28 protein-coding genes are annotated in these 25,605 nt (G+C 40.9%); 10 read left to right on the top strand and 18 right to left on the bottom strand.

Going from position 1 to position 25,605, the window contains the following annotated elements; genetic code table 11:
- The first annotated feature begins 20 nt into the window (after positions 1-20).
- A complete protein-coding gene (locus D7Z94_RS22940; protein WP_211341847.1) occupies positions 21-485 on the top strand; it encodes a hypothetical protein in 465 nt (154 codons plus the stop codon).
- Here the strand turns inward: D7Z94_RS22940 and D7Z94_RS22935 are convergent.
- From D7Z94_RS22935 to D7Z94_RS22900, 8 genes are all read right to left on the bottom strand, one after another.
- Entirely contained in the window at positions 371-1,087 is a 717-nt protein-coding gene (locus tag D7Z94_RS22935) for a pirin family protein (RefSeq protein ID WP_120713963.1), read from the bottom strand. The two genes, D7Z94_RS22940 and D7Z94_RS22935, sit on opposite strands and share 115 nt — an antisense overlap.
- Before the next feature lie 19 nt (positions 1,088-1,106).
- Entirely contained in the window at positions 1,107-2,036 is a 930-nt protein-coding gene (locus D7Z94_RS22930; protein WP_120713962.1) for an NAD-dependent epimerase/dehydratase family protein, read from the bottom strand.
- A 107-nt stretch (positions 2,037-2,143) separates the two neighbouring features.
- A complete protein-coding gene (locus D7Z94_RS22925) occupies positions 2,144-3,475 on the bottom strand; it encodes a DUF58 domain-containing protein (RefSeq protein WP_120713961.1) in 1,332 nt (443 codons plus the stop codon).
- Positions 3,476-3,478: 3 nt separating this feature from the next.
- A complete protein-coding gene (locus D7Z94_RS22920) occupies positions 3,479-4,477 on the bottom strand; it encodes an AAA family ATPase (protein WP_120713960.1) in 999 nt (332 codons plus the stop codon).
- The gene (locus D7Z94_RS22915) at positions 4,464-5,684 is read right to left on the bottom strand and encodes a DUF4350 domain-containing protein (RefSeq protein ID WP_120713959.1); all 1,221 of its coding nucleotides are present in this window, start codon (positions 5,682-5,684) and stop codon (positions 4,464-4,466) included. Before D7Z94_RS22915 ends, D7Z94_RS22920 begins: the two co-directional genes overlap by 14 nt.
- Positions 5,677-6,417, bottom strand: coding sequence for a DUF4129 domain-containing protein (locus D7Z94_RS22910; RefSeq protein WP_120713958.1), 741 nt, complete (start codon positions 6,415-6,417; stop codon positions 5,677-5,679). Before D7Z94_RS22910 ends, D7Z94_RS22915 begins: the two co-directional genes overlap by 8 nt.
- Positions 6,418-6,419: 2 nt before the next feature.
- A complete protein-coding gene (locus tag D7Z94_RS22905) occupies positions 6,420-7,301 on the bottom strand; it encodes a hypothetical protein (protein WP_120713957.1) in 882 nt (293 codons plus the stop codon).
- A complete protein-coding gene (locus D7Z94_RS22900) occupies positions 7,291-8,256 on the bottom strand; it encodes a stage II sporulation protein M (protein WP_120713956.1) in 966 nt (321 codons plus the stop codon). Before D7Z94_RS22900 ends, D7Z94_RS22905 begins: the two co-directional genes overlap by 11 nt.
- 32 nt (positions 8,257-8,288) lie before the next feature.
- Here D7Z94_RS22900 and D7Z94_RS22895 point away from each other — a divergent pair, with 32 nt between their 5' ends.
- Together D7Z94_RS22895 and D7Z94_RS22890 are read left to right on the top strand one after the other, a co-directional pair.
- Entirely contained in the window at positions 8,289-9,005 is a 717-nt protein-coding gene (locus tag D7Z94_RS22895) for an RDD family protein (RefSeq protein ID WP_120713955.1), read from the top strand.
- Positions 9,006-9,009: 4 nt separating this feature from the next.
- Complete coding sequence (locus D7Z94_RS22890; protein WP_120713954.1) at positions 9,010-9,621, top strand: trimeric intracellular cation channel family protein; 612 nt, start codon at positions 9,010-9,012, stop codon at positions 9,619-9,621.
- Between the two features lie 642 nt (positions 9,622-10,263).
- Here the strand turns inward: D7Z94_RS22890 and D7Z94_RS22880 are convergent.
- Positions 10,264-10,974: a peptidylprolyl isomerase gene (locus tag D7Z94_RS22880; RefSeq protein ID WP_120713952.1), complete on the bottom strand. Its 711-nt coding sequence runs from the start codon at positions 10,972-10,974 to the stop codon at positions 10,264-10,266.
- Between D7Z94_RS22880 and D7Z94_RS22875 the strand changes: the two genes are divergently transcribed.
- Complete coding sequence (locus D7Z94_RS22875) at positions 10,973-11,620, top strand: NUDIX hydrolase (protein WP_120713951.1); 648 nt, start codon at positions 10,973-10,975, stop codon at positions 11,618-11,620. The genes D7Z94_RS22880 and D7Z94_RS22875 overlap by 2 nt on opposite strands.
- A 25-nt stretch (positions 11,621-11,645) precedes the next feature.
- Positions 11,646-12,461 (top strand): lysophospholipid acyltransferase family protein, encoded by an 816-nt coding sequence (locus tag D7Z94_RS22870; RefSeq protein ID WP_120713950.1) that lies wholly within the window; start codon positions 11,646-11,648, stop codon positions 12,459-12,461.
- Here the strand turns inward: D7Z94_RS22870 and D7Z94_RS22865 are convergent.
- From D7Z94_RS22865 to D7Z94_RS22850, 4 genes are all read right to left on the bottom strand, one after another.
- The gene (locus tag D7Z94_RS22865; RefSeq protein WP_120713949.1) at positions 12,458-13,108 is read right to left on the bottom strand and encodes a hypothetical protein; all 651 of its coding nucleotides are present in this window, start codon (positions 13,106-13,108) and stop codon (positions 12,458-12,460) included. The two genes, D7Z94_RS22870 and D7Z94_RS22865, sit on opposite strands and share 4 nt — an antisense overlap.
- Positions 13,109-13,112: 4 nt before the next feature.
- The gene (locus D7Z94_RS22860) at positions 13,113-13,607 is read right to left on the bottom strand and encodes an RNA polymerase sigma factor (RefSeq protein ID WP_120713948.1); all 495 of its coding nucleotides are present in this window, start codon (positions 13,605-13,607) and stop codon (positions 13,113-13,115) included.
- A 131-nt stretch (positions 13,608-13,738) separates the two neighbouring features.
- A complete protein-coding gene (locus tag D7Z94_RS22855) occupies positions 13,739-14,563 on the bottom strand; it encodes a carcinine hydrolase/isopenicillin-N N-acyltransferase family protein (RefSeq protein WP_120713947.1) in 825 nt (274 codons plus the stop codon).
- 38 nt (positions 14,564-14,601) lie between these two features.
- Positions 14,602-16,296 (bottom strand): glycoside hydrolase family 13 protein, encoded by a 1,695-nt coding sequence (locus D7Z94_RS22850; protein ID WP_120713946.1) that lies wholly within the window; start codon positions 16,294-16,296, stop codon positions 14,602-14,604.
- Between the two features lie 256 nt (positions 16,297-16,552).
- Here D7Z94_RS22850 and D7Z94_RS22845 point away from each other — a divergent pair, with 256 nt between their 5' ends.
- A complete protein-coding gene (locus D7Z94_RS22845; RefSeq protein ID WP_147415974.1) occupies positions 16,553-17,074 on the top strand; it encodes a hypothetical protein in 522 nt (173 codons plus the stop codon).
- Positions 17,075-17,090: 16 nt separating this feature from the next.
- Here D7Z94_RS22845 and xerD read toward each other — a convergent pair whose 3' ends face one another.
- Positions 17,091-17,987, bottom strand: a complete 897-nt coding sequence (gene xerD / locus D7Z94_RS22840; RefSeq protein ID WP_120713944.1) for a site-specific tyrosine recombinase XerD — start codon at positions 17,985-17,987, stop codon at positions 17,091-17,093.
- Between the two features lie 232 nt (positions 17,988-18,219).
- On the opposite strand from xerD, the gene D7Z94_RS22835 reads away from it, so the two are divergent.
- The 3 genes from D7Z94_RS22835 to aroQ all read left to right on the top strand — a co-directional run bounded on the left by D7Z94_RS22835 (position 18,220) and on the right by aroQ (position 20,078).
- The gene (locus D7Z94_RS22835) at positions 18,220-18,804 is read left to right on the top strand and encodes a porin family protein (protein WP_120713943.1); all 585 of its coding nucleotides are present in this window, start codon (positions 18,220-18,222) and stop codon (positions 18,802-18,804) included.
- 273 nt (positions 18,805-19,077) lie between these two features.
- The gene (locus D7Z94_RS22830; protein ID WP_120713942.1) at positions 19,078-19,590 is read left to right on the top strand and encodes a hypothetical protein; all 513 of its coding nucleotides are present in this window, start codon (positions 19,078-19,080) and stop codon (positions 19,588-19,590) included.
- A 59-nt stretch (positions 19,591-19,649) separates the two neighbouring features.
- A complete protein-coding gene (aroQ, locus tag D7Z94_RS22825) occupies positions 19,650-20,078 on the top strand; it encodes a type II 3-dehydroquinate dehydratase (RefSeq protein ID WP_120713941.1) in 429 nt (142 codons plus the stop codon).
- An 80-nt stretch (positions 20,079-20,158) separates the two neighbouring features.
- Here the strand turns inward: aroQ and D7Z94_RS22820 are convergent, their stop codons facing one another.
- The 4 genes from D7Z94_RS22820 to D7Z94_RS22805 form a co-directional block, all read right to left on the bottom strand.
- Positions 20,159-20,449 (bottom strand): DUF3817 domain-containing protein, encoded by a 291-nt coding sequence (locus D7Z94_RS22820; RefSeq protein WP_120713940.1) that lies wholly within the window; start codon positions 20,447-20,449, stop codon positions 20,159-20,161.
- A 76-nt stretch (positions 20,450-20,525) separates the two neighbouring features.
- Positions 20,526-21,917: a dihydrolipoyl dehydrogenase gene (lpdA, locus tag D7Z94_RS22815; protein WP_120713939.1), complete on the bottom strand. Its 1,392-nt coding sequence runs from the start codon at positions 21,915-21,917 to the stop codon at positions 20,526-20,528.
- A gap of 326 nt (positions 21,918-22,243) precedes the next feature.
- On the bottom strand, positions 22,244-22,747 hold the full coding sequence (gene msrB / locus D7Z94_RS22810; protein ID WP_120713938.1) for a peptide-methionine (R)-S-oxide reductase MsrB: 504 nt from the start codon (positions 22,745-22,747) through the stop codon (positions 22,244-22,246).
- Between the two features lie 181 nt (positions 22,748-22,928).
- Positions 22,929-23,492 carry a collagen-like triple helix repeat-containing protein gene (locus D7Z94_RS22805; protein WP_120713937.1) on the bottom strand — a complete coding sequence of 188 codons (564 nt, stop codon included), beginning with the start codon at positions 23,490-23,492 and terminating at the stop codon, positions 22,929-22,931.
- A 174-nt stretch (positions 23,493-23,666) separates the two neighbouring features.
- Here D7Z94_RS22805 and D7Z94_RS22800 point away from each other — a divergent pair, with 174 nt between their 5' ends.
- The gene (locus tag D7Z94_RS22800) at positions 23,667-25,604 is read left to right on the top strand and encodes an alpha-1,4-glucan--maltose-1-phosphate maltosyltransferase (RefSeq protein WP_120713936.1); all 1,938 of its coding nucleotides are present in this window, start codon (positions 23,667-23,669) and stop codon (positions 25,602-25,604) included.
- Position 25,605 lies beyond the last annotated feature (1 nt).

The following is a 25,605-nucleotide window of genomic DNA, read 5'->3' as shown; positions in this document are numbered from 1 at the left end:
TATGGTTACTTTTGAAAACCATGAAACAGAGGACCATTGTATTTATGTTGACCTTGATTGCTTTTCAAAGCAATGCCCAAATTGAACAGGACAAGGTATTGCATTTTGGGGTAGGAGCCTTATGTGGTTTGGGCGGCGCCGTTCTTGCCGATGAACTTTCGGACGGAAATCGGTTTTGGATTTTTACCGGAGCGGTAGCTGGTAGTCTGCTCGCAGGTGTGGCAAAGGAAGCTTGGGATGAACAACAGAACAACGCCTGGGACAACGGGGACCTTGCGGCCACCGTTTTGGGTGGAGTTGCCGTAGGAGTCACCATTGAGTTGTTTTCCGGAAAAAAAAGAAAAGCAAGACATAGAGCTAAGGTGGCGTTTTATGAAAGTACCATGGGAACTTCCATCACCAATACCTTGGATCGTTCCTTGGATTCTAGAATAAATCCATCAACCTCCCAAATTCCGTATCCATCCCGTTTTCCCAAAGATTGATTATTAATTAAGACTTCCCCATCTAAAACAAAGATGTATACCCCGTTACTTTTTTTCTTTAGGGTATAGGTTTCCGAGGAACCTGAGTCAAAATCCCCCAAATGAAACCAAGCATCTTGATGTACCCAGACTCCCTGGTCTTGTTTGTTCGGAGACAGAATTTGATAAAAGACGTTTTTCCTTTCGATATCCTTTAAGGATATTTGATCATAGCGTGGCTCCACGTTTTGCTTATTGGGAAACATCCAAATCTGAAGAAACTTCACGGGTTTGTCAGGATTCTTATTGTACTCACTATGCTGAATACCGGTACCAGCGCTCATGACCTGAACATCTCCCTGCCTAATGATAGCAGAATTCCCCATACTATCCATATGCTGCAAATCACCTTCAAGGGGAATGGAAATAATCTCCATGTTGTTATGCGGATGTGTGCCAAATCCTCTAGCTTCGGAAACCACATCGTCATTGAGCACTCGTAAAACCCCGAAATTCATTCGATCCGAGTCGTAATAATTGGCAAAACTAAAAGTATGGTGGGAATCCAACCAACCATGATTGGCATGGCCTCGACTTTCGGCTGTATGTAAAACAAATGGCATAACTAATCAATTCTAAATTTCAACTGTGGTCAATTTTAATAATGTTCCGGACACCTTCCAAATAAGGCGTGGGGGAAAGGTTAAATCGCTTTTCAAATTTACTACTGTCAAAAACATAGGTTCTATCATACTGATATAGCATTTCTACCATCTCTTTCATAATGGGGATAAATAACCCGAGTATCCGTACCAAAAACCTTGGAGCGGTTTGGTACCTTGGAGGTACTCCCATTTCTTTGGCAATGGTTTCTATCCACTCCTTTCCTGTATACGGATTTGATGCAGTAGGTAAATGCCAGACTTCATTATAGGCATCATCAGTATTTCCCAATAGGGCCGTTGCTTTCCCGGCGTCCGGAGTATAGGTAAAAGAGTGCCTTTGGTCAATGGAAACCAACCAATTAGCCTTTTGATTTGAAGCTAGTTTCTTGAATACCATTTCCGTCAACATACTGGTCTGATTTATGGATGGGCCATAAAAATCGGCAGATCTGGCGATGAGCGCTGTAAGTTCTCCTGCTTCGATCTGATTCCAAATCATCTGTGCAATTTCGGCCCGGATCTTTCCTTTTTTGCTCGGGGGATTTATGGGCGTATCCTCTGTCATACCGTTTAGATGGTCTTTATCGTACATATAGATGTTATCAAAGAAGACCAATTTTGAGTTATTGGCCTTACAAGCGTTAATAACATTTTCCATAAACTTGGACCAACTCTCCTGCCAGACTTTAGAGCTATAGGGAAATCCTACGGTAACATAAACGATGGAAGAGCCTTTTACAGCTTTTTGGACCGCAGCGGGATTCAGCAAATCAGCGGATACCAGTTCGTCCGTTGCATTCACTTTTTCTGGATTTCGGCTTACCAATCGTATGTTGGAGGTATATTGGGTAAGTGCCTTGGCAAGTTCCGTACCTATGGCCCCTCCTGAGCCTAAAATTGTTTGCATGGCCTTTATTCTTTAGGGTTGGTGAACCCTGTTAAAGTTAACAAACTTTTGTCCGTTATCTTTTGCACTCACCATGTTTTGTCATCTTAATTTTTTGAGAGGTCATCTTATATAAGTCCGCGAGCCTTTATTTCCAAATATTTATTGATGGTATTAATGGTGAGATCTTCAGGCTTGGTTAGGATGGTCTGTATGCCATACCGTTGCAATTCCTTTTGCATTAACCGTTTTTCCAGAGAAAACTTTTCGGCTATGGTTTTATGGTAAATGGCCTGCAGGTCTTCTGCGTCGGTGGCTATAAGTTCCTCCAGTTCCGTATTTTCAAAGAATATAACTACCAATACATGATGTTTTGCCATGGCCAGAAGAAAGGGTAATTGCCGCTTGAGCCCTGAAATATGTTCAAAGTTTGTGTAGAGGAGCAATAAGCTTCTATGGGTCACCTTTCGTTTAATATGTGCATAAAGCAATCCAAAATCGGAATCGGTAAACTCGGTGGTAATGTTATATAATTTTTCCAAAATGGTATTAAGGTGGGTAATCTTCTGCAGTGCGGGGACGAAGGATTCAATGTTCTTTGAAAAAGTAAGCATTCCCGTTTTATCGTTTCTTTTTAAGGCCACATTGGAAAAGGCCAGGGTAGCATTAATGGCGTAGTCCAATAATTTTAATTCATTAAAGGGCATTTTCATTACCCTACCCGTGTCTATTAGAGAATAAATAGGTTGTGATTTTTCATCCTGATATTGATTGACCATCAAATGATTGTGCTTAGCAGTAGCCTTCCAATTTATGGTCCTAAAATCATCTCCTCTTACATATTCCTTTATCTGCTCAAACTCTTGGGTATGCCCGATGCGGCGGATTTTTTTTAAACCGAATTCCGTAAGCTTATTGCTTATGGCCAGAAAATCATAGTGTTGCATTTGGATGATACTTGGGTATACAGGCACCATTTGATCTTTTTGAAAGACAAAGCGTCGCTTTACGATTTTTAGGGGTGACGATGCATACACATTCAGGCTGCCAAATACATATTCGCCCCGGTCCACCGGACGCACCGAATACTCAAATGTTTTCCATTCCCCCTTTATAATAGAGGTCTTATGTATAAAATCCCTTTTTTGAAATTGGATCGGGAGTTCATCAATAATGGATATATAGGTTTTAAAAGGATAATGTGTGGCAAACTGGATGCTTAGGGGATTTACATCACTATTGGATAGTTTTTGGGGAAGCTTCCTTTTGGCTTCAAGGCCTTTTGCATGGGAATAGAGCAAATAGGCATCGAACAGGAATAGGCCCAGAAGCACCCATGTGAGCAGCCACGCAACAGGATAAAGCCAAGGTAGCCAATACGATAGCACAAAACATGCGGATAATAGGGCAAGGTATCTGAAAAATGTGTTATGTATGTAGAACGACCTTAAAAAATGCACAGCTTAACGCGGTATTTCAACAGATTCCATAATCATTTGTACAACGCTATCCGTGGTAACCCCTTCCATTTCACGTTCCGGAGTAAGGATAATCCGATGATTCAGTACCGGAACCGAGGCTTTTTTTACATCTTCGGGAATAACAAAATCGCGTCCATTGATGGCGGCAAAAGCCTTGGCAGCGTTTAAGGTGGCTATAGAGGCCCTGGGAGAACCACCCAGATACAAATGGGGATGGTTACGGGTTTTTGTGATGATGTTGGCGATGTACTTGACTATTTTTTCCTCGACAATGATTTCCTGGATCTTGGATTTATAATCCGCCAACTGTTTCGGTGTAATAACAGACTTTATCATTTCCTGAGGTTTTGAACCTTGCCGTTCATGATGGGTCTGAATGATTTGTATTTCTTCCTCAACCGATGGGTAAGCAACCTTTATCTTAAAAATAAACCGATCCAGTTGTGCTTCGGGCAGTGCATAGGTGCCTTCCTGTTCAATGGGATTTTGTGTGGCCAACACCATGAAAGGGGTATCCATAGTGTAGGTTGTGCCATCCATGGTTACCTGGCGCTCCTCCATGGTCTCAAACAAAGCGGCCTGGGTCTTTGCGGGTGCGCGATTAATTTCGTCTATCAATATGATATTCGAAAAAATAGGGCCCTGTTTGAACTCAAATTCCGAGGAGTTTAGGTTAAAGATGGAAGTCCCAAGAATGTCACTAGGCATTAAGTCCGGAGTGAACTGGATCCGACTAAAATCGGTCTTTAAGGTCTTGGCAAAAAGTTTGGCCGTAATGGTTTTGGCAATCCCGGGAACACCCTCTATTAGTACATGACCATCCACTAAAAGGGATACAATGAGCAGTTCTACAAAATCTTTTTGACCTATAATGACCTTGGAAAGTTCAGCCTTGATATCGTCAACAGTTTTTTTTAGGTCTTCCAGCGGAATACGACTGTTAAAACTAAGCTCCTCTTCCGGAGTATTATTTTCTTCCATTTGCTTTTACTTTGAATTTCTCTATTAATGTATTGAGTTTTTTGAGTTCGATGTCACTTATTTCTGTACGAACTTTTAGTTTTTCCATAAGGTTGAACAATTCCTTTACTTCTTCCAAGGAATGGTCACTGCGGGATGCAAGGTTGCTATAAAATCCTTCATCCCTATTTTGGGTATCCAAATAAAAATGGGACCGCAGGTACTCCAAAAAGTAGGCTATTTTATGTTCGGCTATCTGTTTTTGTTCCCCTTTTTCAAAATACATATCCGCGATGGTCCTAGTAAAGGCAAGTGTTTGATTTTTTAGGGGATGTACTACAGGTATGGCCCTTTGTTTTCTTTTTCCCTCAAAAATCACATAAAAAAGAGCACCTATCAATGCAATGTAGTAGGCCCATTTTAATGCTTTGGTGTTCAAGAAAATATGCATTGGAGATGTATAGAATGTTTTTCCGGCCTTATGATGATTGTCCATATAGATAGTTCGCGAACCATCCAAATAGGATAATAGACCGGCCGTATAATCTTTATTTCCTTCTTTTAGAATAAAGTAATTGGTAAATGCCTTGGGAAATAAAGAAAGGATAATTTCCCCTTTGCCGAACTTTTGTTTGATAACATTAAAGTGTGCCGTTTGAATACTATCGCTTACGGATGGGATTTCCACCGCTCCCAGAATATGGGTATTCAAGGTATCCAAAGATTCAAAATAGGAGGCATATCCATCTTTATTAAATGGATGGGGGGAATCTTTTTTTAGCATGGGATGAACCAGTTTATGAAATTGCACTCCTTCCTCCCCAAAGCCTGCATAAAGAGAACCGGTTTTTAGATGTAAAGTATCCAATAATTGCTCTTCAAAACCTCCTGCGGCCATAAATAGGTTATTGCCTGCGGCGGTCCAATCCAGGAGTGCATTCAATTCTGTTTCCCCAAATTCAATACGGTCGTTTACAAAAAAGTAGGTGCCCTCTATACTGGAACTGGTGGTTAAAAATTCAAAAGGCGAAACATGTATTTGCTCAATAGTACCCGAAAAAAAATTTGCCATGACCTCATTGAGCACATAAGTGCCATAGGGTATTTTGTGCTGCACAACATAAGAAGGAAACCAATTGATTTCCTTTGGCTTATTGTACTGCATAAGCATTAAAAGAGCAACGGTCAGTAAGGCTATGATAATATAGGTGACTCCCTTTTTACCCATTTTTAAGTATTCTTTTTTTAAAGGAGGTAAAAGTGGTTTCAAGCCTAGTATATTTAACCTCATCGATATCAAACTCCCCGTACCAGATATAGTCGTACAACCAGGTAATATGGCCGAACGGTTGTTTCAGTTCAGGTTCTTCAATTTCGGAGATGTAATCGGCATTGGTCTTCTGAAGCTGCCATTCTATAAACTCTCCATCGCTGAGCATTTTTAAAATATGGAGATAGTAATATCGTATCGCCAAGCGATAGTCCTTTTGTTGTATGGCTTCTTGAATCAACTGTTGTATGTCCTCGTTTTTAATAATGTGCTCCTCCTCGGAAAGCGTTACAGAGGATTGATTTTTTTTGGAATAAAGCAGTGACCTTGCATTGACGTTTAGAAAAAACTTAATGAGTAAAAAAAGAAGCAACCCCAAAAGGATATAAGGTATCCAGCTGAAAAATTCCGCTAAAAAACCAGCTGCTTTTTCTACACCAAAAAGCCATTGAAAAAAGTGGAGCAGCAAATTCCAAAGCCAAGTCAAGAAGTTATCCCACCAAGAAGGGTTGGATTCAATAACCTCATAATTAAAGTCAGGATTGTCTTTAAAGGTTTGTAAATCCTCATTTGTTATTTTTTTGATTTCTAAAGACCCGGTATCAAAAACAAGGCCAGTGGAATCCTTTTGCCCCGAAACCGAAATTGTCCCCAGAATCAATAGGCAAAAAAAAGATAAAAGTTTCCGCATACCTAGTTTTCAGGAGTTTTACCTAAATTTTGAATGCGTTCGTAGGTACCTGTGAAATTCTTTTTCTCGTTTAAGTTAAAATATACAAAGGCAGCAGCAATAACGGATATCAAATTAAGCAGAAGACTGGCCAAAGTGCTTAGTACATTCAACAGGATGTAGATGGGATCTACAAAATTACCGGTCATGGTTTCGGCATCCAACTCTCCGGAAAAAATGCCCATTTTCATCCAGCTATAAATGGCGGCCGGTATGTTAAAGGCATAGCTGGCGATACCAACGATTATACCAATGACCAATAGCGTGGCAAAGGTAATCCACCACTCATCCTTTATCAGGGTAAAGCTATATCCATAGGCATCCGTAGCTCCTTTTTGGTCAAATACCAATACGGAAAAAGAAAGCACCAAAGGTACATATAGGTAAACTCCGGGAATGACGCAGGCCATAAATCCGGCTATGATGGATAGCACCACCAAAAACCCCAATCCAATAAAACTCCATAAGGTGGCGTATACTTCCCTTTTAATTTCGGTCAAATCAATACTGCCTTTGTTGCTTGCATAGGATTTTATATAATGCAAGGTTGTGGACTGTGAGATGGAATAGACCAGCACCAAGGAAATTAGGAAAACAAAAAGGGACAACACCATTACGGCTCCTCCAAATATCTGATCGGATGGTTCTGATCCAATATCAAAAAAAGGTTGAAACGAATACAGATAAAACCCTGAAGCTATAAGCATTACAACCAAATATGGGCCGACTATCTTGAAGTACGTAGCAAAAAAGGGTTTAAATTGGCTACGGAGAAAGGCAAAGGTGTCCGACAGAATCTCCCCAAGTTCGCGTTGTTTTTTAAACTCAATGTAGTCATCCTTCATGGTTTAGTTTTTTATGGATTTGTCTCGGATAAATAATATAATAGAATATGATCAGTGCTAATGATCCACCAATAATCAGAATAGCCAATGTATCTGGCATTTCAGTATGTCGGGTAACGAACCCTTCCAGAAATCCGGCGATAATGAAGAAGGGTACGGTACTGATCATGATTTTCAGACCGTTTTTCACTCCCCTTTTAAAGGACTCCAATCGGGTATAGGTTCCAGGGAACAGCATTCCATTGGCCAACACCAAGCCTGCACATCCTGCTATAATAATGACCGAAATCTCTATGGTACCATGGATCCAAATGGTACGTACAGACTCCCATAGAAGTCCCTTGTCATAAAAAAAATATTGAAAACTACCGAGCATAATGCCGTTCTGAAGCATAATGATCAAGGTGCCCAAGCCAAGAAAAATTCCATAGGCAAAGGCCAGCAGGGCCACACGGATATTGTTGATGGTTATACCTAGGAACATGTTGAACTCGCCCATCTCCTTGTAAACGGCCATAGGATCACCCTTTTCTATATTTTCCAAGGTCATGTTTACATAACCATCCCCTAAAATAGATCGGACAAAATCCCCCTCATTGGCCGAAGAAAAAGCGCCTACCACAACAAAAAAGGAAAAAACCAGAAAGGCGATGAGCAATTCCCTATGATGGTAATAGAACATAGTGGGAAACTCGGTCTTCCAAAACTCGACAATACGATTTTTAGGTTCCCTTTTGGTCCTATAAATCTTTTGATGTGCTTGCGATGCCAGGGAATTTAGATAGAATTCCGTATTGCTACCACCATAAAAGGTCTTGGCATAACTAAGGTGGTCTGTGATTTCAATGTAGAGGTCGGACAATACATCGGGCGCTATCTTCGTTTTGTTGGACAGGGCATTTTCAAAAACAGCCCATTTGTCTTTATTTTGCTTTACGAATGCCGCCTCGCGCATCAACTTTGGGTTTACCTCAAAGAAACGAAACTATGGAACAATTTCAAATAGAAACGGCCCAAAATATAAGTATCGATCAAAATACGGCCCATCTCGGAGACCGCATGCTGGCGTACATCATAGACAGTTTTGTGATATTGGCCTATACAGTATTAATGATTTGGTTGTTGTTGGCACTTGACGTAGATTTTGCCGATATGTGGGCGCTGTATTTACTATTAAGTTTGCCTGCTTTTTTGTATTACGTTCTCTTGGAAACCTTTACGGACGGGAAGACGATCGGGAAGAACCTTATGCACATTCGTGTTGTAAAACTGGATGGTTCAAAGCCAAATTTTGCCAGTTATTTTGTTCGATGGATTTTACGAATAATCGATGTGGCCTTAAGTTCAGGAGGGGTGGCGGTATTGACCATATTGATTAGGGGCAAAGGACAGCGTGTAGGGGATATTGCCGCTGGGACTACGGTTATAAGCGAGCGTAAAAGGGTTTTTTTAAAAGACACTATCTTGCGGGAGTTGCCTCAGGATTATGCTCCAAAATTTCCCCAGGTCACTGTTTTTAAGGATAGGGAGATGCAGACCATAAAGGAGCTTTATGATGTTGCACGAGTAAACGGAGACCACCAAATTATTGTTTCACTGAGTGATAAGATCAAGGAAGTGGCCGAAATAGTTACGGATCTAAAACCCATTGATTTCGTGGATATTGCCATTAAGGATTACAATTACTATACCCAACAGCTATAGTCTCATGTTCTATTATATAATTGATATTCTAGGAACCATTGCCTTTGCCATTTCGGGAGTATTGGTGGCCATGGAAAAAAAGCTGGATCTTTTCGGGGTATGTATTATTGCCTTTGTAACCGCGGTAGGAGGGGGGACCCTGAGGGATATGCTTATCGGCGATACACCGGTCGTATGGATGCGTAGTTCTGATTACGTCATTACGATTTTGGGGTCCGTAGTTTTCGCCATTCTTTTTGTAAACCAGCTAAAATATTTGAGAAGGACACTTTTTTTGTTCGATACTATAGGTATTGGGCTTTTTACGATGGTTGGCATAGAGAAGGGAATTTCAGCCGATCTAATGCCCGTAATGTGTATTTTCCTAGGAACCATAACGGCTTCCTTTGGTGGGGTAATTCGTGATATCCTATGCAATGAGATTCCTGTGATTTTCAGAAAAGAAGTCTATGCCACAGCATGTGTTTTTGGAGGAATCAGTTATTTTCTTTTGATTAAGCTGCCTTGGGACGGGGCCTTTTCCTATGTCACAGCGATTCTTATCATCATTAGTATCCGATTATTGGCGGTACGCTTTAAGATTACTTTGCCTAACATCTACAGAAACAAAAAGTAAAACTTCAAATTCCAAATTACAAGCATCAAAATCCAAAAAGATGATTTGCAGCTTAATTATTGAAAGATAAGTGTCTATTTTGAAATCATTACTGTCCGGTTAGAGACAAAAGACCGCTATGCTGATAGACTTAAGAGGTAAGACTTCGTTTTAAGCATTTGAAAACCAAATAGTAGTAATTTGGATCTAACGTGAAAAGGGAAGGTAGTCATATCCTGATAAGCAAGCCCCTAAACGGGATATTTTATGGTAAACCCTACCCATATTGGCATATTTACACCTGAAAAAACTTTTAGCGGACAACAATGTTTTGAAATATATGACTTTGATATTAGTCCTTGGTTCGCCTTCCTGAAATACTATTTTCTTGGAATTTGGAATATGAGTTTTGTAATTTCAGTTTCAGAATTTGGGTTTTGGCGCTTAGACTGTGCTTATGCTAGCCCTCTTCGCCGTAGCAGCAAAGCTACGAAGGCTGAAAAGCTTCAGCGACACGCGTACGCTCAGCATGACATATTGGGTTATCGAAAGTTAAGTTCTAAGTTTGAGTTTTGGAATTTGGTGCTTCGACTTCGCTCAGCATGACATATTGGGTTATCGAAAGTTAAGGTCTAAGTTTGGGTTTGGAATTTCAACCGGCATCTACTCCAAAACCTCCGCCTTTTCTATATATACATTTTGAAAGGGCCAATCTCCTTTGCCTACCCTTACTTTGTTAATTTTATCCACCACTTCCATTCCCTGGATTACTTTTCCAAAGGGTGTATATTCCCCATCCAGATGATACGAGCCCGGATTGGTTACTACGATAAAAAACTCGTAGGGCGAGGCCAACATATGCGGATTGTTGATTTCACTACTGGGCATGGATAACGTACCTCTATGATGCTTATATCCTTTACGGGTGTCCGGTGGCAGGAGATAACGGCCAATTTCCCGACGTTTTTCCGGGGTGGCCTTGTCATCTGCATTGCCACCTTGGATGATGAAGTTTTTTACCACGCGATGAAACTGTGTGCCATCAAAATATCCTTTCCGGGTCAAGAAAATAAAATTGGCCTTGTGGTAGGGTACATTGTCATAAAGCTGCACGGTAAAACTGCCCATACTGGTAGTTAATTTTACCTTATTCACTTTTAGGTCCTTTTGGTAATCAAAGAAAAAATCGATGGCATTTTCCTCGGTAAGCAAGAACTTTTCCTCCTCCTGTATGGATGTTAGGGAATCAATTTGCGTGGTATCCTTCTCTGCGGATTTTACCTGTTCTCCAATCTGTTTTTTAGCCGAGGAATCCCCACATCCAGCCAAAAATAGTAGTAATATTGTATGCAAAGTGATTTTTTTCAATAGCATGGATTTCGATTTATTTTCCCAACGACTTTCAAAAATAAAAAATCTACCCTTACCGGGTGAAGTCTCCCATTTTAAAATGGCTCCCGAAACAAGGATTAGATTAATGCAGGAAGCAAGACAAAAAAAGAGAAATCCAAAAAGAGCCGCGGTAATGGCCTTGTTCTATCCGGATACTAATGCCTTGGCACACATACTACTAATCCTTAGAAAGGCCCATCCCAAGGACGTACACTCAGGACAAGTAGGTTTTCCCGGTGGTCAATCAGAGCAGGGTGATAGGGATTTAAGGGAGACGGCCCTTAGGGAAACCCATGAGGAAGTAGGTGTTCCCTCAACTGAAATTGAAGTCATACGGTCATTGAGTGAGATTTATATTCCTCCCAGCAATTTTGAAGTACGTCCCTACATAGGCATTCATCAAAATAGGAAGCCTTTATTTGCGCCTCAACAATCCGAGGTAGAAGCTTTGGTAGAGGTTCCGGTTGCTGACTTTATGGACGATTCCAAAATTTTTATGCAAAAGCTCAGTACTTCGTATGCGGCAAATATTGATGTACCTGCCTTTAATTTAAATGGTTACACCGTTTGGGGTGCTACGGCCATGATGCTAAGTGAGATCAAGGAGTTGTTGAAACAGGTCTTATAGCTCCATATTTTGTAGTTTTGCCTCTATGGGTTTATTCAAGGAAAATCCTTTTGGGCATATTCTCTTTTTAAAAAAGTGGCTCATTCGAGTCATGGGGCTCATGACACACTCACGGTACAAGGGCTTTAATACCTTGGAAATTGAAGGTTCGGAAATCCTAAGAAACCTCCCTGAAACAAACGTTCTTTTTGTAAGCAATCATCAGACCTACTTTGCAGATGTAGTGGCCATGTTCCATGTTTTTAATGCCAGCTTATCGGGAAGGGAAGACTCCCTTAAGAACTTGGGTTATCTATGGAACCCGAAATTGAACGTGTATTATGTGGCAGCTGCCGAGACCATGAAAAAGAACCTGCTCACCAAAGTCTTTGCCTATGCGGGCTCTATTAGTGTGGAGCGAACCTGGCGATCGGAAGGACAGGATGTAAAACGGCAGGTAAAAATGAGCGATATTTCCAATATAGGTAAAGCGTTGACAGATGGTTGGGTCATTACCTTTCCCCAGGGTACGACTACTCCCTGGAAACCCTTACGAAAGGGTACCGCACATATCATCAAAAAATATAAGCCAGTGGTGGTTCCGGTAGTTATTGATGGATTTCGGCGTTCGTTTGATAAAAAGGGACTTCGGGTCAAGAAAAAAGGAATTTTGCAATCCATGGTAATAAAAGGACCTTTGGAAATAGATTACAAGAACGAATCTGCCGAATCTATTATCGAAAAATTGGAATACGCCATAGAACAACACCCTTCTTTTTTGAAAGTGATTTCCCAAAAGGAATTATTGGCCTATGAACAGGAAAATGAATTGCGAAGGTTCCGCAATCGAAAGAAAGTTTAAATTTCCAGGCGTTTCAACTCCTGATAGTTTTTTTTAAGTTTCCTCAGCAAGATTCCGTAAAGTAAAAAATAGATTCCGCCCATTACAAGGGTAAAGAAGAATCCTCCTAGAATAACCCCCCAGAATACCATAGTCCGGATTTCTTCCAATGTTCTCTTTTTTAGCACCTCCTCAAAACCATCGATACTCATTAAGACATCATCTACGAAATACATTTCCAAGGCGTAGTACAAAAAGAAGACAAAAAACATGCTCAGGGAAAAAATGATATAATAGAAAGCCGTTTTTCTAGTAAGGATTATTTTGTCCATAAGGGTTTTGGCGTTTTCCAGAACGGAAATCTCCCTGTAGCGTTTGTAAAAAAGATAAATGAAATAGACGACCACCGCATAATAAAAAATGGATAAAATCAGAAGGCCAAGGTTAAAGGTGGAGTTGTCCAAAAGGGCCATTGAATTCCTAATCGATGGGAACAAAAATAATAATTGGGGAAGCGAAATCTCCAAAACACTAATGATCAATATCCATCTAACTATGGAAGAAGATTTTTTCCATAGCATGTTCTGTATTTCATCAAAGGACAATTTGGGAAGCTCCGCTCCCTTTTTTTGCCAATCTTTCTTCAAAAGTTCTAATTCGTCCATCATATCCTTAAGGATTCAATATGGTTTTCAATTTATTCTTGATTCGATTCATCTTTACCCTGGCGTTCACCTCTGTGATACCCAAGGTCTCTGCAATCTCCCTATAGTCTTTGTCCTCCAAATAAAGAAAGACAAGTGCCTTTTCAATATCGCCTAATTGTTTTAGGGCGTTGTACATTAGTTTCAGCTGTTTCTCCTCGGTCTCATCATATTCGTCGGCCTTTATCTTAAAAATTACGGACTCATAATCTTGGGTGATTACCTGTCTTTTTGATTTCCGATATAAAGTAATAGCCGTATTCAACGCTACGCGGTACATCCATGTACTGAATTTGGATTCGCCCCGAAATTTGGGATAAGCCTTCCATAATTGTATGGTTATTTCCTGAAAAAGGTCATTGTGCGAATCCCTATCATTGGTGTATAGCGTACACACCTTATGAACAATATTCTGATTGTTCTCAAGCTCTGTAACAAATTGATGTTCCAGTTCTTTGTTCACGTACGGGTTGGTAAGTTGTTATAGATTAGTATAGGGTTACTTTGTTTTGTTACAGTCTAGGTATAGAAGTTTATGATTACAAGTGTTTTAGAAGGTTTCAATTTCATTTTTCCCACTTGAATTTTTTAGGATTAAAGTGAATTTAACTCGATTTTTCTGCCCTCCGGCCTCTCAAACTCCAGCCGTAGATCCAGTTTTGCTATTTTTTTATTGTCCAACTTATAGACCAGTATAAACTCCATATCCGAAATATTGATGAAAGTAGAGTAGAGCGTACCGCCCGTTCTACCCTTCTTATCAACAGCCGGTGTTTGAACGGCACTGCCAACAGTGTTTGCAACTTTCAAAAAACTTATGGAATCTTTACTTTTCTCCAAGGCCTCCAAGTTTTTTTGGATGGCATTGTACCTTGGGCACGGATGGTTTCCTTTTGCGGGGTCGGCCAGTAAAAAATTGGTCATGATTAATTTATGGTTCGTTATAGGAATGATTTTCCGTTCTCCGTCCAACCACTCGATAACCACGGCATTTCCAGTGGCATCTCCGAACATAATATGGGCATCCGATAAAGCTATTTTTCGTTTTTCAATAAATGCAATGGCATCCTGTATGGTTTTACAGGAGGCCAAAACATCGTCGCCTAAATTTCCCTTTATTTTTTTGGAACCTTTTATTCTGGGTTGTTCCGGGGTAACTGCACCATCAAAAAACAATCCTGCTTCATTAATTCCGCCCTGTGCAAAATCATCCCAACCGTACCAGAGACGGGCCAATTCCCCTTTGGATTTTGGAACGATCTGAATATAGGCATCCACATCATACCAATAATCCTCATTGTTGGCCACATAGATTTTTCCTGTTATGGAGTCGATGTAATATACGACGGAACAGGCATGGCTTACTACTGAAAAAAGTAGAATGACAAGAAAAAAAAGAAGTTGTTGTTGTTTTGGCATAGCCCGTTTTAAGTGGCTTAAATATACTAAAATCGGTTTCAATGCAATTGATAAATTACCGCTTGGTAGGGTTCTAGTACAAACCTTGTATCCTTTTTAAGTTTAGCTGCCTTATCATTGCTAATAACAAGTTTGGCATGCTCAAAATCTAGTTGTTTCAGATTAATTTTGGCTTGTTTTATAGAAAAACTGAGCAATACCAAGAACGTATTTTTACTATCGCTGCGGGTGTATGCATAGATATCTTCATTTTGTGGCGCTAGCAAGGTATAGTCTCCATAGATTAAAGTAGTATTGGACTTACGAACACCAATCATACGTCTAAAATAGTTGAGTACGGAATCTTCTTCGGACTCCTGTACCATGACGTTTATACCTTCCTGATGATTCTTGTTGATTCCTATCCAAGGTTTTGAGCAGGTAAAACCGGCGTTTTCTGAAAAATCCCATTGCATAGGTGTTCGGGCATTGTCCCTACTGGCGTGTTTTTCATTTTGGATAAACGCTTCAATATTTCCTCCTTCATTTTTAAAAGTCTCAAAACGGTTCAAAGTATTGATGTCCCGGTAGTCCTCAATGTCATCGAACTTGATATTGGTCATTCCTATTTCCTCGCCGTACAGAAAATATGGAGTTCCCCTCATGGTAAGCACGAATGTATGGAGCATAGTGGCCGAATTGTGCCAATGCGCTTTTGAATCATTTCCCCAACGGCTTACGGCCCGGGGAAAGTCATGATTGTTCAAATAGATGCTTCCCCAACCTTTTAGGGCAAAAATGGAATCCCACTTGGAATGTATCCGCTTGAAATCGGTAAGCTTCCATTTTTCTTTTCGCATCGTAAACATTTGGCCTGGCTCTCGATCAAGATCCATCAAATCAAAATGAAAGAACATATTAAGTTCCTCTCGATCCTCATTAACGAAATCCAATGCACGATCAATGGATATGCCGGTTCCCTCACCAACGGTCATCACATCATAATTGCTTAGTACCTCCTTGTTCATCTCGTGCAAATATTCATGGAGTCTGGGCCCATTGGCATAGTATGGGATAAAATCTCCTCCATATTCTTCGGGAAGTTCTGGAAAGTCCGTATCCTTTGAAATAAATGAAATGACATCCATACGAAAACCATCGACCCCTTTATCGAACCAGAATTTCATGAGGTCATAGATTTCCTGCCGTACTTTGGGGTTTTCCCAATTTAGATCGGGCTGTTTTTCTGAAAAACAATGCAAGTAATACGCTTTGGTACTTGGGTCATATTTCCAGGCATTCTCCTCAATGTCAAAAAAGCTCCAACGCTTGGGCGGTTTTCCTTTTTCCTCTGGCCACCAATGGTAATAATCCCGATAGGGGTTGTCACAGGATTTTCTGGATTCCATGAACCAAGGGTGTTCGTCACTACTATGATTCACTACAAGGTCCATAACCAACTTTAGACCTCTTTGTTTCATTCCTTTGAGCAACTCGTCAAAATCCGCCATGGTACCGAATTCCTCCATTATGCCCCGGTAATCGCTTATATCATAGCCATGATCGTCATTTGGGGATTTGTATATGGGGTTCAACCAAACAATATCTACTCCCAGGCTTTTAATGTAATCCAGCCTCTGGATAATACCCCTTAAGTCTCCTATACCATTGCCGGTTGTATCTTGAAAACTTCTAGGATAGATCTGGTAGACAATACCTTCTTTCCACCATTTTCGCTTTGATCGTTCTTCCATACAAACTTTTTGCGGGACCCTAATATATTGTTTTCTTTAAGAAAAATTGGGTCTGGAAAAATCTTAAATCAACTATAACGATTGCGTTCCCTATTTTTTTGCAAATGAACTCCTTAATACTCTCGATACTGCTTAAATTCAAAGCTTTTCCTTTAAGATGAAGGCGAATACCTGTACGTTAAATTCATTTTAAATATTTAGGAATACCAAAGCGTTTCATCTACTTTTAGATATGCAATTACCAAAAACGAAGCCTGTGTTTTCACACTTAAAAGTTCCCAAGATCCTTTTCTTTTTTATGGGGCTCGTTGTGATGTATAGTCAAGAACCTAAGCCGGACCCCTTAGGTCTTATGAAGCAAGGCAATTTAAACATAGAAGGGTTTTCATACCCCTTATTTTTCAGCAATGAGGAACACTCGTCTTTTCTGATCAATTATGATTTATCCGAAGAACTGGATGTCCTGTTGGAAGGTTTTCACGATACATATATTGTTTCCAATAGGTTTAGAACCGCTCTTTTGGGAAGGTATTATCTTACGGAAAAGTTATACCTTCTTTCTGGAATGGAATTGGAAAGGGAAGCGAAAAAAGATGGGCGAGCCCCTTTGGCTCCCAGAATAGGTGTTATATCAGGTGCTGGCTATGAAGTACAGGAAAACTTTTTTTTGGAAGCAAGGGCTAACATACAATTTAATGATTCCAAGATGGGAAGCTTTGGAGAACCTCTTATTCCTACTCCTGCCCTGTATTCATTGGGAGGAAAATTCAAGTTCTGATATAAATGTATCTCTTTTAATTTCTAGGGTGGTATTTGTTCATAACGTCGGAAAGATGGCTACGATCTACGTGCATGTAGACCTCGGTCGTGGTAATGCTTTCATGGCCTAGCATTTGTTGTATGGCCCTGAGGTCCGCTCCATTTTCCAAGAGATGGGTGGCAAAGGAATGCCTGAACGTATGCGGGCTAATACTTTTCTGTAGTCCGATTTTTTCCGCAAGTCGTTTAATGATGGTGAATATCATGGCCCTTGTCAATTTTTTGCCCCTTCTGTTGAGAAAAAGGATATCCTCGTGGCCCTTTTGGATTTTTTGATGTATTCGGATTTCATTTCTATAGATGTCGATGTATTTTATATTGATGGTCCCTATAGGTACAAACCGTTGTTTGTCTCCTTTACCTGTAACTTTGACAAAACCTTCCTCAAAAAAAAGATCCGAAATCTTTAGGCCGATCAGTTCAGAAACACGCAGACCGCATCCATACAAGGTTTCTAGCATGGCACGGTTTCGCTCTCCTTCCGGCTTGCTTAAATCTATGGCCCCGATAAGCGTATCTATTTCAGGTTCAGAAAGGGTATCCGGGAGTTTTCGTCCAATTTTTGGGGACTCCAAAAGATCCATAGGGTTGTCAGTTCTGTATTCCTCAAAGACCAAATAATTAAAGAAACCCTTAAGTCCGGAAATGATACGGGCCTGTGAGCGGGGGTTAACAGTTTTGGCGATATCGTAGATAAATCTTTGTACTGTTTCCATGCTTACTTTTATTGGGTCCTCCAGAATGTTATGTGTTTCCAGATACAGTATAAGCTTGTTTACGTCCCTTTGGTAACTTTTGATGGAATTTTGGGCCAAGCCTCGCTCTATTCTTAAATAGTGCTGATAATCCTTCAATGCTTGTTGCCAATTCATGGTTTAAAGATACATCATGTCCAAGATTTCCATACCATCAATTCATAAATGCCACAAGTTGTTTTTGCAAAGTACGGAGGTGTTTTTAACAAAATTAAAACTTCCTTAATCGAAAATATCATTGAGTGAAATGGCTTTATTAGACGTTTTTTTCAGCATTGAAATGAAATTTTAAAACGGGTACTCTCTAAAAAATGGTACTTTTGTGTAGACAACCCTTAAATATGAAAACATGAAAAAAGCAACTTTCCTAACCGTTTTGTTTTCCTTTTTTATCTTACAATGCGCCTTGGCCCAAATACAGGGCACCAGTGGCATAGGTGCCGATGGAACGGTTGCCGTAAAGGCAGGATTTAACCTTTCCTCACTGGGTGGTGATAGTAGGTATGATTATGGCTCCAAGCCCGGTTTTCATATTGGGGGATTGGTAGAAATTCCCTTTTCAGATGTTATTATTCTTCAACCGGAAGTGCTTCTCTCCTTTCAGGGTAGTGGTACATTCCTGGATGATGACATCAATTTGTTTTACCTCAATGTACCTTTGATCGGTAAATACAATGTTTGGGACAATCTTTTTATAGAGGCCGGACCACAATTTAGCGTTTTACTTTCCAGTAATATTGATGAGGATACCTATGGTACTTTGGTTACACCGGACAAGAATACGTTCGACATTGGTTTTGCCCTGGGAGCGGGATATCGGTTGGACGAGAACTTTTATTTCCAGTTGCGTTTTATTCCTGGGTTTATCAATGTGGTCAAGGATTTCGACTCCAAAAACCGAGTGTTACAGATTTCTGCCAGTTACTTCTTTTAAAATCCAAAAGGAGGTAAAAATACTTTTCAAGCACTTATGTACTGTCTCCCGATAACCAAAGGGATAAGTGCTATTTTGCCTACTTCATTCAGTTTAGCATATTGGTGATCGCCTATACTCGCAAAAATATCTTCCAATTCATGAGTGTCACTATCCTTATTGATGCACCTATAAAGCCTGTGTACAACGGTTTTCCCAAATTTGGCAACAAAGTTGCTTCATCGTGTAGGTTAATGGACATATTTGACGTTATGGTACCAATAATCCATAATTATGAAACAAACCATATACGTCTTTGTCTTTATTTTATTCCGATGGTCCATCAATGCGCAAGAAGGATTTAAACTGGGCATTCAAGGCGGATTGCCCCTTGGGGACTTCAATGATGAGGTAAGTTTATTTGTTGGAGCAGATGTAGGTTATTCGTGGGCCTTGGGCCAGTTGGTGGACCTTGGTGCCACTGTTGGTTTTATCCATGGCTTTGCCGAAACTTTTCAAGATCAAGCCGTATCAGTTGATTTACCCAATGTACAGTTTTTGCCCTTGGCCGCTTCCATCCGGATTTGGCCTTCCAATTCCTTATCCTTTGGGATAAATGCCGGAACCGCCTTGGGTATCAATGATGGCAATGATGGTGGGCTTTATTATAGACCTATCATTGGCTTTTTGTTGGGTCCACAAACCGAATTGAATCTTTCCTATACCGGAATACAATTGGACGAAAGCACTTGGAACTCTGCCAATCTTGGTGTAATCTATACCTTTCCTACCGGGCGCAGGCGTTGATTCCAAAATCACCTGACCAACATTTTTTTTACGGGCGCTAATTTGTTTATTTTAGCTATATGAAAATCATTATAATCAACGGCCCCAACTTAAACCTTTTAGGCAAACGGGAGCCGGAGGTATATGGCAATCAGACTTTTGAGGACTATTTTTCGATACTGCAGTTCAAGTTCAAGGATGTGCAGTTGGAGTATTACCAATCCAATATCGAGGGGGAGATTATTGGCAAACTTCAGGAAGTGGGGTTTTCCTATGATGGTGTTGTCCTTAATGCAGCCTCCTACACCCATACATCGGTGGGTATCGGTGATGCAGTTAAGGCTATTGAGACGCCGGTTGTAGAGGTACATATCTCCAATACCCATAAACGGGAGGACTTCCGACATGTTTCCTATATCTCTTCGGGCGCCAAAGGGGTCATCCTCGGCTTTGGCCTACAAAGCTATGATTTGGCGATACAGAGTTTTTTGGGAAATATCACAGAATAGGCAATATCCCGAGTGGTGTTTGGGTATCAGAAGGGCAAACCTTGTTCGGTCATTCAAAAACAGGTGCAAAATTTATCCCCTTATTGCTCGGATTGTAACGGCTTTAGATATTTCTTGTCCATATAAAACGTACCAAAAGGCAACAAGGAGGCTAAAACCAATATGAACAATCGCTTTATGGTCCACTTTTTTTCCATCCAAAAAATAATGGCAAAAAGCAGATAAGCAATAAACAAAGCTCCATGGGCGTACCCAATATAGATATTGGGTTCACGGATGCCCGCCCAATACTTTAGGGGCATACTGATGGCAAAAAGCATCAGATAGGAAATACCTTCAAGTACAGCGGTAATTCTAAATGTGGTGAGCATTTTTTAAAGTGGTAAACGTTTTATATGAGCACAGCCTAGACCTTAAGGTTTCGACTGCGCTCAACCTGACATTATTTTATAAATGGATTACTTCATCATAGGCATCGGCCACGGCTTCCATTACGGCTTCGCTCATAGTAGGGTGGGGGTGAACCGCTTTTAAGACTTCGTGTCCTGTAGTTTCCAGTTTTCGTGCGACTACCGCTTCGGCTATCATATCCGTAACACCTGCACCGATCATATGGCAACCCAGCCATTCCCCATATTTGGCATCAAAGATAACCTTAACAAATCCATCTGCCTTACCGGAGGCCTTAGCTTTTCCACTGGCAGAAAATGGGAATTTCCCCACTTTAATATCATGCCCGGCCTCTTTTGCCTGTGTTTCGGTCAATCCTACGGAAGCTACTTCGGGCATACAATACGTACATCCAGGAATATTGCCATAGTCCAGGGGCTCTACATGCATGCCTTTTATTTTTTCCACACAAAGGATGCCTTCCGCAGAGGCCACATGGGCCAAGGCCTGCCCCGGGGTAACATCGCCAATAGCGTAGTAGCCGGGAATATTGGTCTGGTAATAATCATTGACCAGAATTTTATCACGGTCGGTGGCAATCCCCACATCTTCCAAACCAATGTTTTCAATATTCGATTTTATACCCACCGCGGAAAGGACGATATCCGCCTCAAGTACCTGCTCGCCTTTTGAAGTCTTTACGGTGGCCTTTACACCTTCTCCCGACGTATCAACACTTGTAACTTCGGAGGAGGTCATAATCTTAATGCCCGTCTTTTTAAAACTTCGTTCCAGTTGCTTGGAGACCTCTTCGTCCTCAACCGGAACTATGCGCGGTAGAAATTCCACTACGGTCACTTCGGTACCCATGGCATTATAGAAATAGGCAAATTCGATACCTATGGCCCCGCTACCTACTACGATCATCTTCTTCGGTTGCTTGTCCAAGGACATGGCTTCCCGATAACCGATTATCTTCTTGCCATCTTGAGGTAGGCTGGGCAATTCACGACTACGTGCACCAGTAGCGATAATGACATGTTCTGCACTATATTCTGTTTCCTTACCTTCTGTATCGGTAACGGCTATTTTTTTTCCAGGTTTCAGTTTCCCAAAACCCGAAATGACCTCGATCTTGTTCTTCTTCATCAAAAACTGTACGCCCTTGCTCATACCATCAGCAACCCCCCGGCTACGTTTTACCACAGCATTGAAATCCTTGTCCACATCATTTGCCTTAAGGCCATAATCCTCGGCATGTTGTAGATATTCAAATACTTGGGCGGACTTTAGCAAGGCTTTCGTAGGGATACAACCCCAATTTAGACAAACCCCGCCGAGGCTTTCTTTTTCAACAATCGCGGTTTTGAAACCCAATTGGGAAGCCCTAATAGCGGTAACATAACCACCGGGGCCACTACCCAAAACAATAACATCGAAATTGGCCATTTTTAAACTTTTTAGAGATTACCTCTCGAAAGGTCCCGAATAGATCATCGAGCGAGAGCGGTGCAAAAGTACGGAAATCAGAACCCAAATTACAAATTCAAAACCCCAATTGTTTGCTAAGGAATTCTAAATGATAAATCAAAACATGGATTTACTGATTCTCTCTTTTTCTAAGTTTTGAAACGTTTTTTGGATTGAAAAGTGAAACCTTTTAAGATGTTGTTTTATTTCGATCCTAAATATAAGATGCCCCTATTCATTGGAACAATATGCCAACTATTAAGTTAGGTTAACTCAGTTAAAGTAATGAAAGATGTGAGGTGTTTTTATTCCTTGGCTACAAAATCCAGTGCCACGCCGTTGATACAGTGTCGTTTTCCTGTGGTGTTCCTAGGGCCATCATCAAATACATGTCCTAAGTGACCCCCACATGTAGCGCAATGTTCCTCGGTACGTTTGTAGCCTATTTTATAGTCTACATCGTAAGCCACGTTGCCTTCTATTTCCCGATCAAAACTAGGCCAGCCGGTACCGGAATCGAATTTGAATTTACTTTCAAAAAGCGGAGTACCACAACCCGCACAAACATAGGTTCCTTCTTCCTTGTTATCCAAAAGCTCACTACTGAAGGCATTTTCCGTAGCGGCCTTGCGCAGTACATAGAATTCCATATCGTTAAGCTCCTTTCTCCATTCCTCTTCCGTTTTGGATACAGGGAAAGTTTTTTCTTCTTTTTTATCTGGATTGGAGGCGATTTCCTTTTCTTGGGAATTTCCTTTACATCCGGTTATTAGTAGGATGAAGGCGATCAAAAGTGTTTTACTGTTCATGAAAATTAGTTTATACTACATTTTTTAGATTGGACGACACAATTGGTAAATCCTTTCAAATGTAATCCACTTTATGAAATGAATTGCGTTAAGGTTTTGCTAATGCCATCTACCCAATAGGAAAAGCCCCATTCGCCATTTGGGGAACAAGGCCTTTCCTGTGTTTTATATGGTAAGATGATTAATCCAATTGTATTTTTTTAATATCCTTTTCTTCGATACCCAAAGAGCGCATTACGGCATCGATATTGGATTTATCCATTTTTGAAGATAATCCTAAATCTGCTGGAATAACAACGATTCTAAAAACCTGGTTTTGGACCAAATCCGCTGGAACCAAACCTGCATCAAATTCCGGTTCTACCAAAACGCTATAATCATTTAGGGTAAAGTCAAAATTGTAGAACAACAATCCCTGATCGGAAAAGAAAGGCTGTGGCAATTGTCGCCAAACGTCGAGGTCATTGTTTACTTCCTCCAATCGATACATGAGCACCACATCGTCCTGTAATAATATTACATCATCCGGGAAGGGCTCAAGAGCAAACTCGTACCTGTTCAGGTCTGCATTTAAAACCATATCAATATCAATTTCAAAGGCGATTGCCTCAAATTCGGGACCTGGAGGTCCCTGGGCACCATCTGCTCCATCAAATCCGTCCAATCCTGGAGGCCCTGCCGGACCCTCGCAGGATATAAAAAATAGGGCCAATACTGTACTAAATACCAAAGTTGTTTTTTTCATAATTACTGTATTTTAGCTAGAGATATGATTCTTTTTTGTACCTGTTTCAAAAAGCGTTCCAAAAATGAAATCGGTAGAATTTGACTTCCTCAAAGAACCCAAGATTTGTGCCTCTCTCATGCGGGATTATCGTTTTATTTCCTATTTTTAGCAAAACCGGACAAACCTTAAACTATGTTAAGACAACAACGTGTTGTTATAGAAAATGTTTCACCACAAATTCAATGTGGGGCGTTTTTTATCAAGAGGACCGTAGGCGAAAAAATAACGGTATATGCCGATGTGCTTCCCGATGGCCATGATGTTATCCAGGCCGAAATTCTTTATAAGCACGAGAGTGAGAAGAAATATTCGGTGGTCCGTATGCAAGATCAAGGACAGGATGTATATTTTGAAACCTTTGCGGTAGATAAACAAGGATTTTACGACTATAAGGTACAGGGATGGGTAGACCATGCCCTTAACTGGCAGCATGGTATTGAGGCCAAACTTGAGGATGGCCAACACGTAAAGAGCGAACTTTTGGACGGCGTGCAGTACTTGGAGTACGTTTCCAAAAAAGCGCCCGCCCAGGAGAGACCATATCTTCAGAAACTAATAAGGCTTTTTAAAGAAGACAATTCTTATAATGAGGCGGTAAAGGAAGCCGTTTCCCCCAAATTACACGAATTGTTTTTGAGCTGCCCTCAACGTTTTCTAGCCAATAGCAGTAAAGTGCTTCAAGTATATGTTGATCGCAAGAAGGCTAATTTTAGCACCTGGTACGAGTTTTTTCCAAGATCTTCCTCGACAAAGACCAATACGCATGGGACTTTTAAGGATTGTGAACTATTACTGCCCAGAATAGCCAATATGGGCTTTGATGTAGTGTATTTTCCGCCTGTGCATCCCATAGGGGAGGTAAACCGGAAAGGGAAAAACAACACCGTAAATGCAATTGAGGGCGATTCCGGTGTACCGTGGGCCATTGGATCTAAATTGGGAGGGCATACCGCCATACATCCGGAACTGGGGACTGAAAAAGACTTTAAGAACTTGATCAAAAAGGCAAATGACCATGGAATAGAGATTGCTATGGATCTTGCTTTTCAGGCGGCCCCGGACCATCCATATATTACCGAACATCCGGAATGGTTTAGAAAGCGGCCTGATGGAACCATCCAATATGCCGAAAACCCTCCTAAAAAGTATCAGGATATCGTCAATTTTTATTTTGAATCCAAGGCATATAAAGAGCTGTGGGAGGAACTATTGAACGTCACTCTACATTGGGTCAATTGTGGGGTTCACATTTTTAGGGTAGACAACCCCCATACCAAACCCTATTATTTTTGGAATTGGCTTATTGGCCAAGTCAAAAAGGATTATCCGGACGTGCTGTTCTTGGCAGAGGCGTTTTCCCGGCCAAGGGTTATGCAGCAATTGGCCAAACAGGGCTTCTCGCAATCCTATACCTATTTTACCTGGAGGGTATGGAAACATGAGCTTATAGAGTATATGGTAGAGCTTACCCAAACAGAAATGAAGGAGTACTACCGTCCCAATTTTTGGCCCAATACCCCCGACATTAATCCGTACCATCTACAGGGGGCCAATGAGGCGATGCATCTTATTCGGTATGCCCTGGCCGCGACAATGAGTGGAAACATAGGAATCTATGGACCGGTGTTTGAATATATGGATACCGCTGCCCTTCCGGGGAAGGAAGAATACATGAATTGCGAAAAATATGAGATACGCCATTGGGACTGGTCCAAGGAAAACAAATTGACCTATGTTATAAGCAAAATAAATGCGGCACGTAAAGCGCATGAATGCCTACAGCAAACCAATAACATTCGTTTTTGTACTATAGACAATGATAATTTGATCGCTTTTTATAAGTGGAACGATGATTGTACGGACCAAATGTTGATTGTAATCAGTTTGGATCCTTATTACTCCCAAAGGGGCACGGTTCAACTTCCATTGGAAGGCTTGGGAATCCATGCAGGGCAATCCGTACAGGTCCATGATGTTGTTACGGATAATGGGTACCTTTGGCACAGTGAATGGAACTTTATAGAACTGCATCCTGCATTGCCCTTTCACCTATTCCATATCAATACGTAAG

The organism is Ulvibacterium marinum, assembly GCF_003626755.1.
In the GTDB taxonomy this organism is placed as follows: domain Bacteria; phylum Bacteroidota; class Bacteroidia; order Flavobacteriales; family Flavobacteriaceae; genus Ulvibacterium; species Ulvibacterium marinum.
Note: the sequence above shows the minus strand (reverse complement) of the source record. Positions and strands in the feature narration are given on the sequence as shown.

Coding starts and splice junctions, on each gene's coding strand:
- D7Z94_RS22940 (WP_211341847.1), top strand. CDS start 21: ATGAAACAGAGGACCATTGTATTTATGTTGACCTTGATTGCTTTTCAA.
- D7Z94_RS22935 (WP_120713963.1), bottom strand. CDS start 1,087: ATGCCATTTGTTTTACATACAGCCGAAAGTCGAGGCCATGCCAATCAT.
- D7Z94_RS22930 (WP_120713962.1), bottom strand. CDS start 2,036: ATGCAAACAATTTTAGGCTCAGGAGGGGCCATAGGTACGGAACTTGCC.
- D7Z94_RS22920 (WP_120713960.1), bottom strand. CDS start 4,477: ATGGAAGAAAATAATACTCCGGAAGAGGAGCTTAGTTTTAACAGTCGT.
- D7Z94_RS22915 (WP_120713959.1), bottom strand. CDS start 5,684: ATGGGTAAAAAGGGAGTCACCTATATTATCATAGCCTTACTGACCGTT.
- D7Z94_RS22910 (WP_120713958.1), bottom strand. CDS start 6,417: ATGCGGAAACTTTTATCTTTTTTTTGCCTATTGATTCTGGGGACAATT.
- D7Z94_RS22905 (WP_120713957.1), bottom strand. CDS start 7,301: ATGAAGGATGACTACATTGAGTTTAAAAAACAACGCGAACTTGGGGAG.
- D7Z94_RS22900 (WP_120713956.1), bottom strand. CDS start 8,256: ATGCGCGAGGCGGCATTCGTAAAGCAAAATAAAGACAAATGGGCTGTT.
- D7Z94_RS22895 (WP_120713955.1), top strand. CDS start 8,289: ATGGAACAATTTCAAATAGAAACGGCCCAAAATATAAGTATCGATCAA.
- D7Z94_RS22890 (WP_120713954.1), top strand. CDS start 9,010: ATGTTCTATTATATAATTGATATTCTAGGAACCATTGCCTTTGCCATT.
- D7Z94_RS22875 (WP_120713951.1), top strand. CDS start 10,973: ATGGATTTCGATTTATTTTCCCAACGACTTTCAAAAATAAAAAATCTA.
- D7Z94_RS22880 (WP_120713952.1), bottom strand. CDS start 10,974: ATGCTATTGAAAAAAATCACTTTGCATACAATATTACTACTATTTTTG.
- D7Z94_RS22870 (WP_120713950.1), top strand. CDS start 11,646: ATGGGTTTATTCAAGGAAAATCCTTTTGGGCATATTCTCTTTTTAAAA.
- D7Z94_RS22865 (WP_120713949.1), bottom strand. CDS start 13,108: ATGATGGACGAATTAGAACTTTTGAAGAAAGATTGGCAAAAAAAGGGA.
- D7Z94_RS22855 (WP_120713947.1), bottom strand. CDS start 14,563: ATGCCAAAACAACAACAACTTCTTTTTTTTCTTGTCATTCTACTTTTT.
- D7Z94_RS22850 (WP_120713946.1), bottom strand. CDS start 16,296: ATGGAAGAACGATCAAAGCGAAAATGGTGGAAAGAAGGTATTGTCTAC.
- xerD (WP_120713944.1), bottom strand. CDS start 17,987: ATGAATTGGCAACAAGCATTGAAGGATTATCAGCACTATTTAAGAATA.
- D7Z94_RS22835 (WP_120713943.1), top strand. CDS start 18,220: ATGAAAAAAGCAACTTTCCTAACCGTTTTGTTTTCCTTTTTTATCTTA.
- D7Z94_RS22830 (WP_120713942.1), top strand. CDS start 19,078: ATGAAACAAACCATATACGTCTTTGTCTTTATTTTATTCCGATGGTCC.
- aroQ (WP_120713941.1), top strand. CDS start 19,650: ATGAAAATCATTATAATCAACGGCCCCAACTTAAACCTTTTAGGCAAA.
- D7Z94_RS22820 (WP_120713940.1), bottom strand. CDS start 20,449: ATGCTCACCACATTTAGAATTACCGCTGTACTTGAAGGTATTTCCTAT.
- lpdA (WP_120713939.1), bottom strand. CDS start 21,917: ATGGCCAATTTCGATGTTATTGTTTTGGGTAGTGGCCCCGGTGGTTAT.
- msrB (WP_120713938.1), bottom strand. CDS start 22,747: ATGAACAGTAAAACACTTTTGATCGCCTTCATCCTACTAATAACCGGA.
- D7Z94_RS22805 (WP_120713937.1), bottom strand. CDS start 23,492: ATGAAAAAAACAACTTTGGTATTTAGTACAGTATTGGCCCTATTTTTT.
- D7Z94_RS22800 (WP_120713936.1), top strand. CDS start 23,667: ATGTTAAGACAACAACGTGTTGTTATAGAAAATGTTTCACCACAAATT.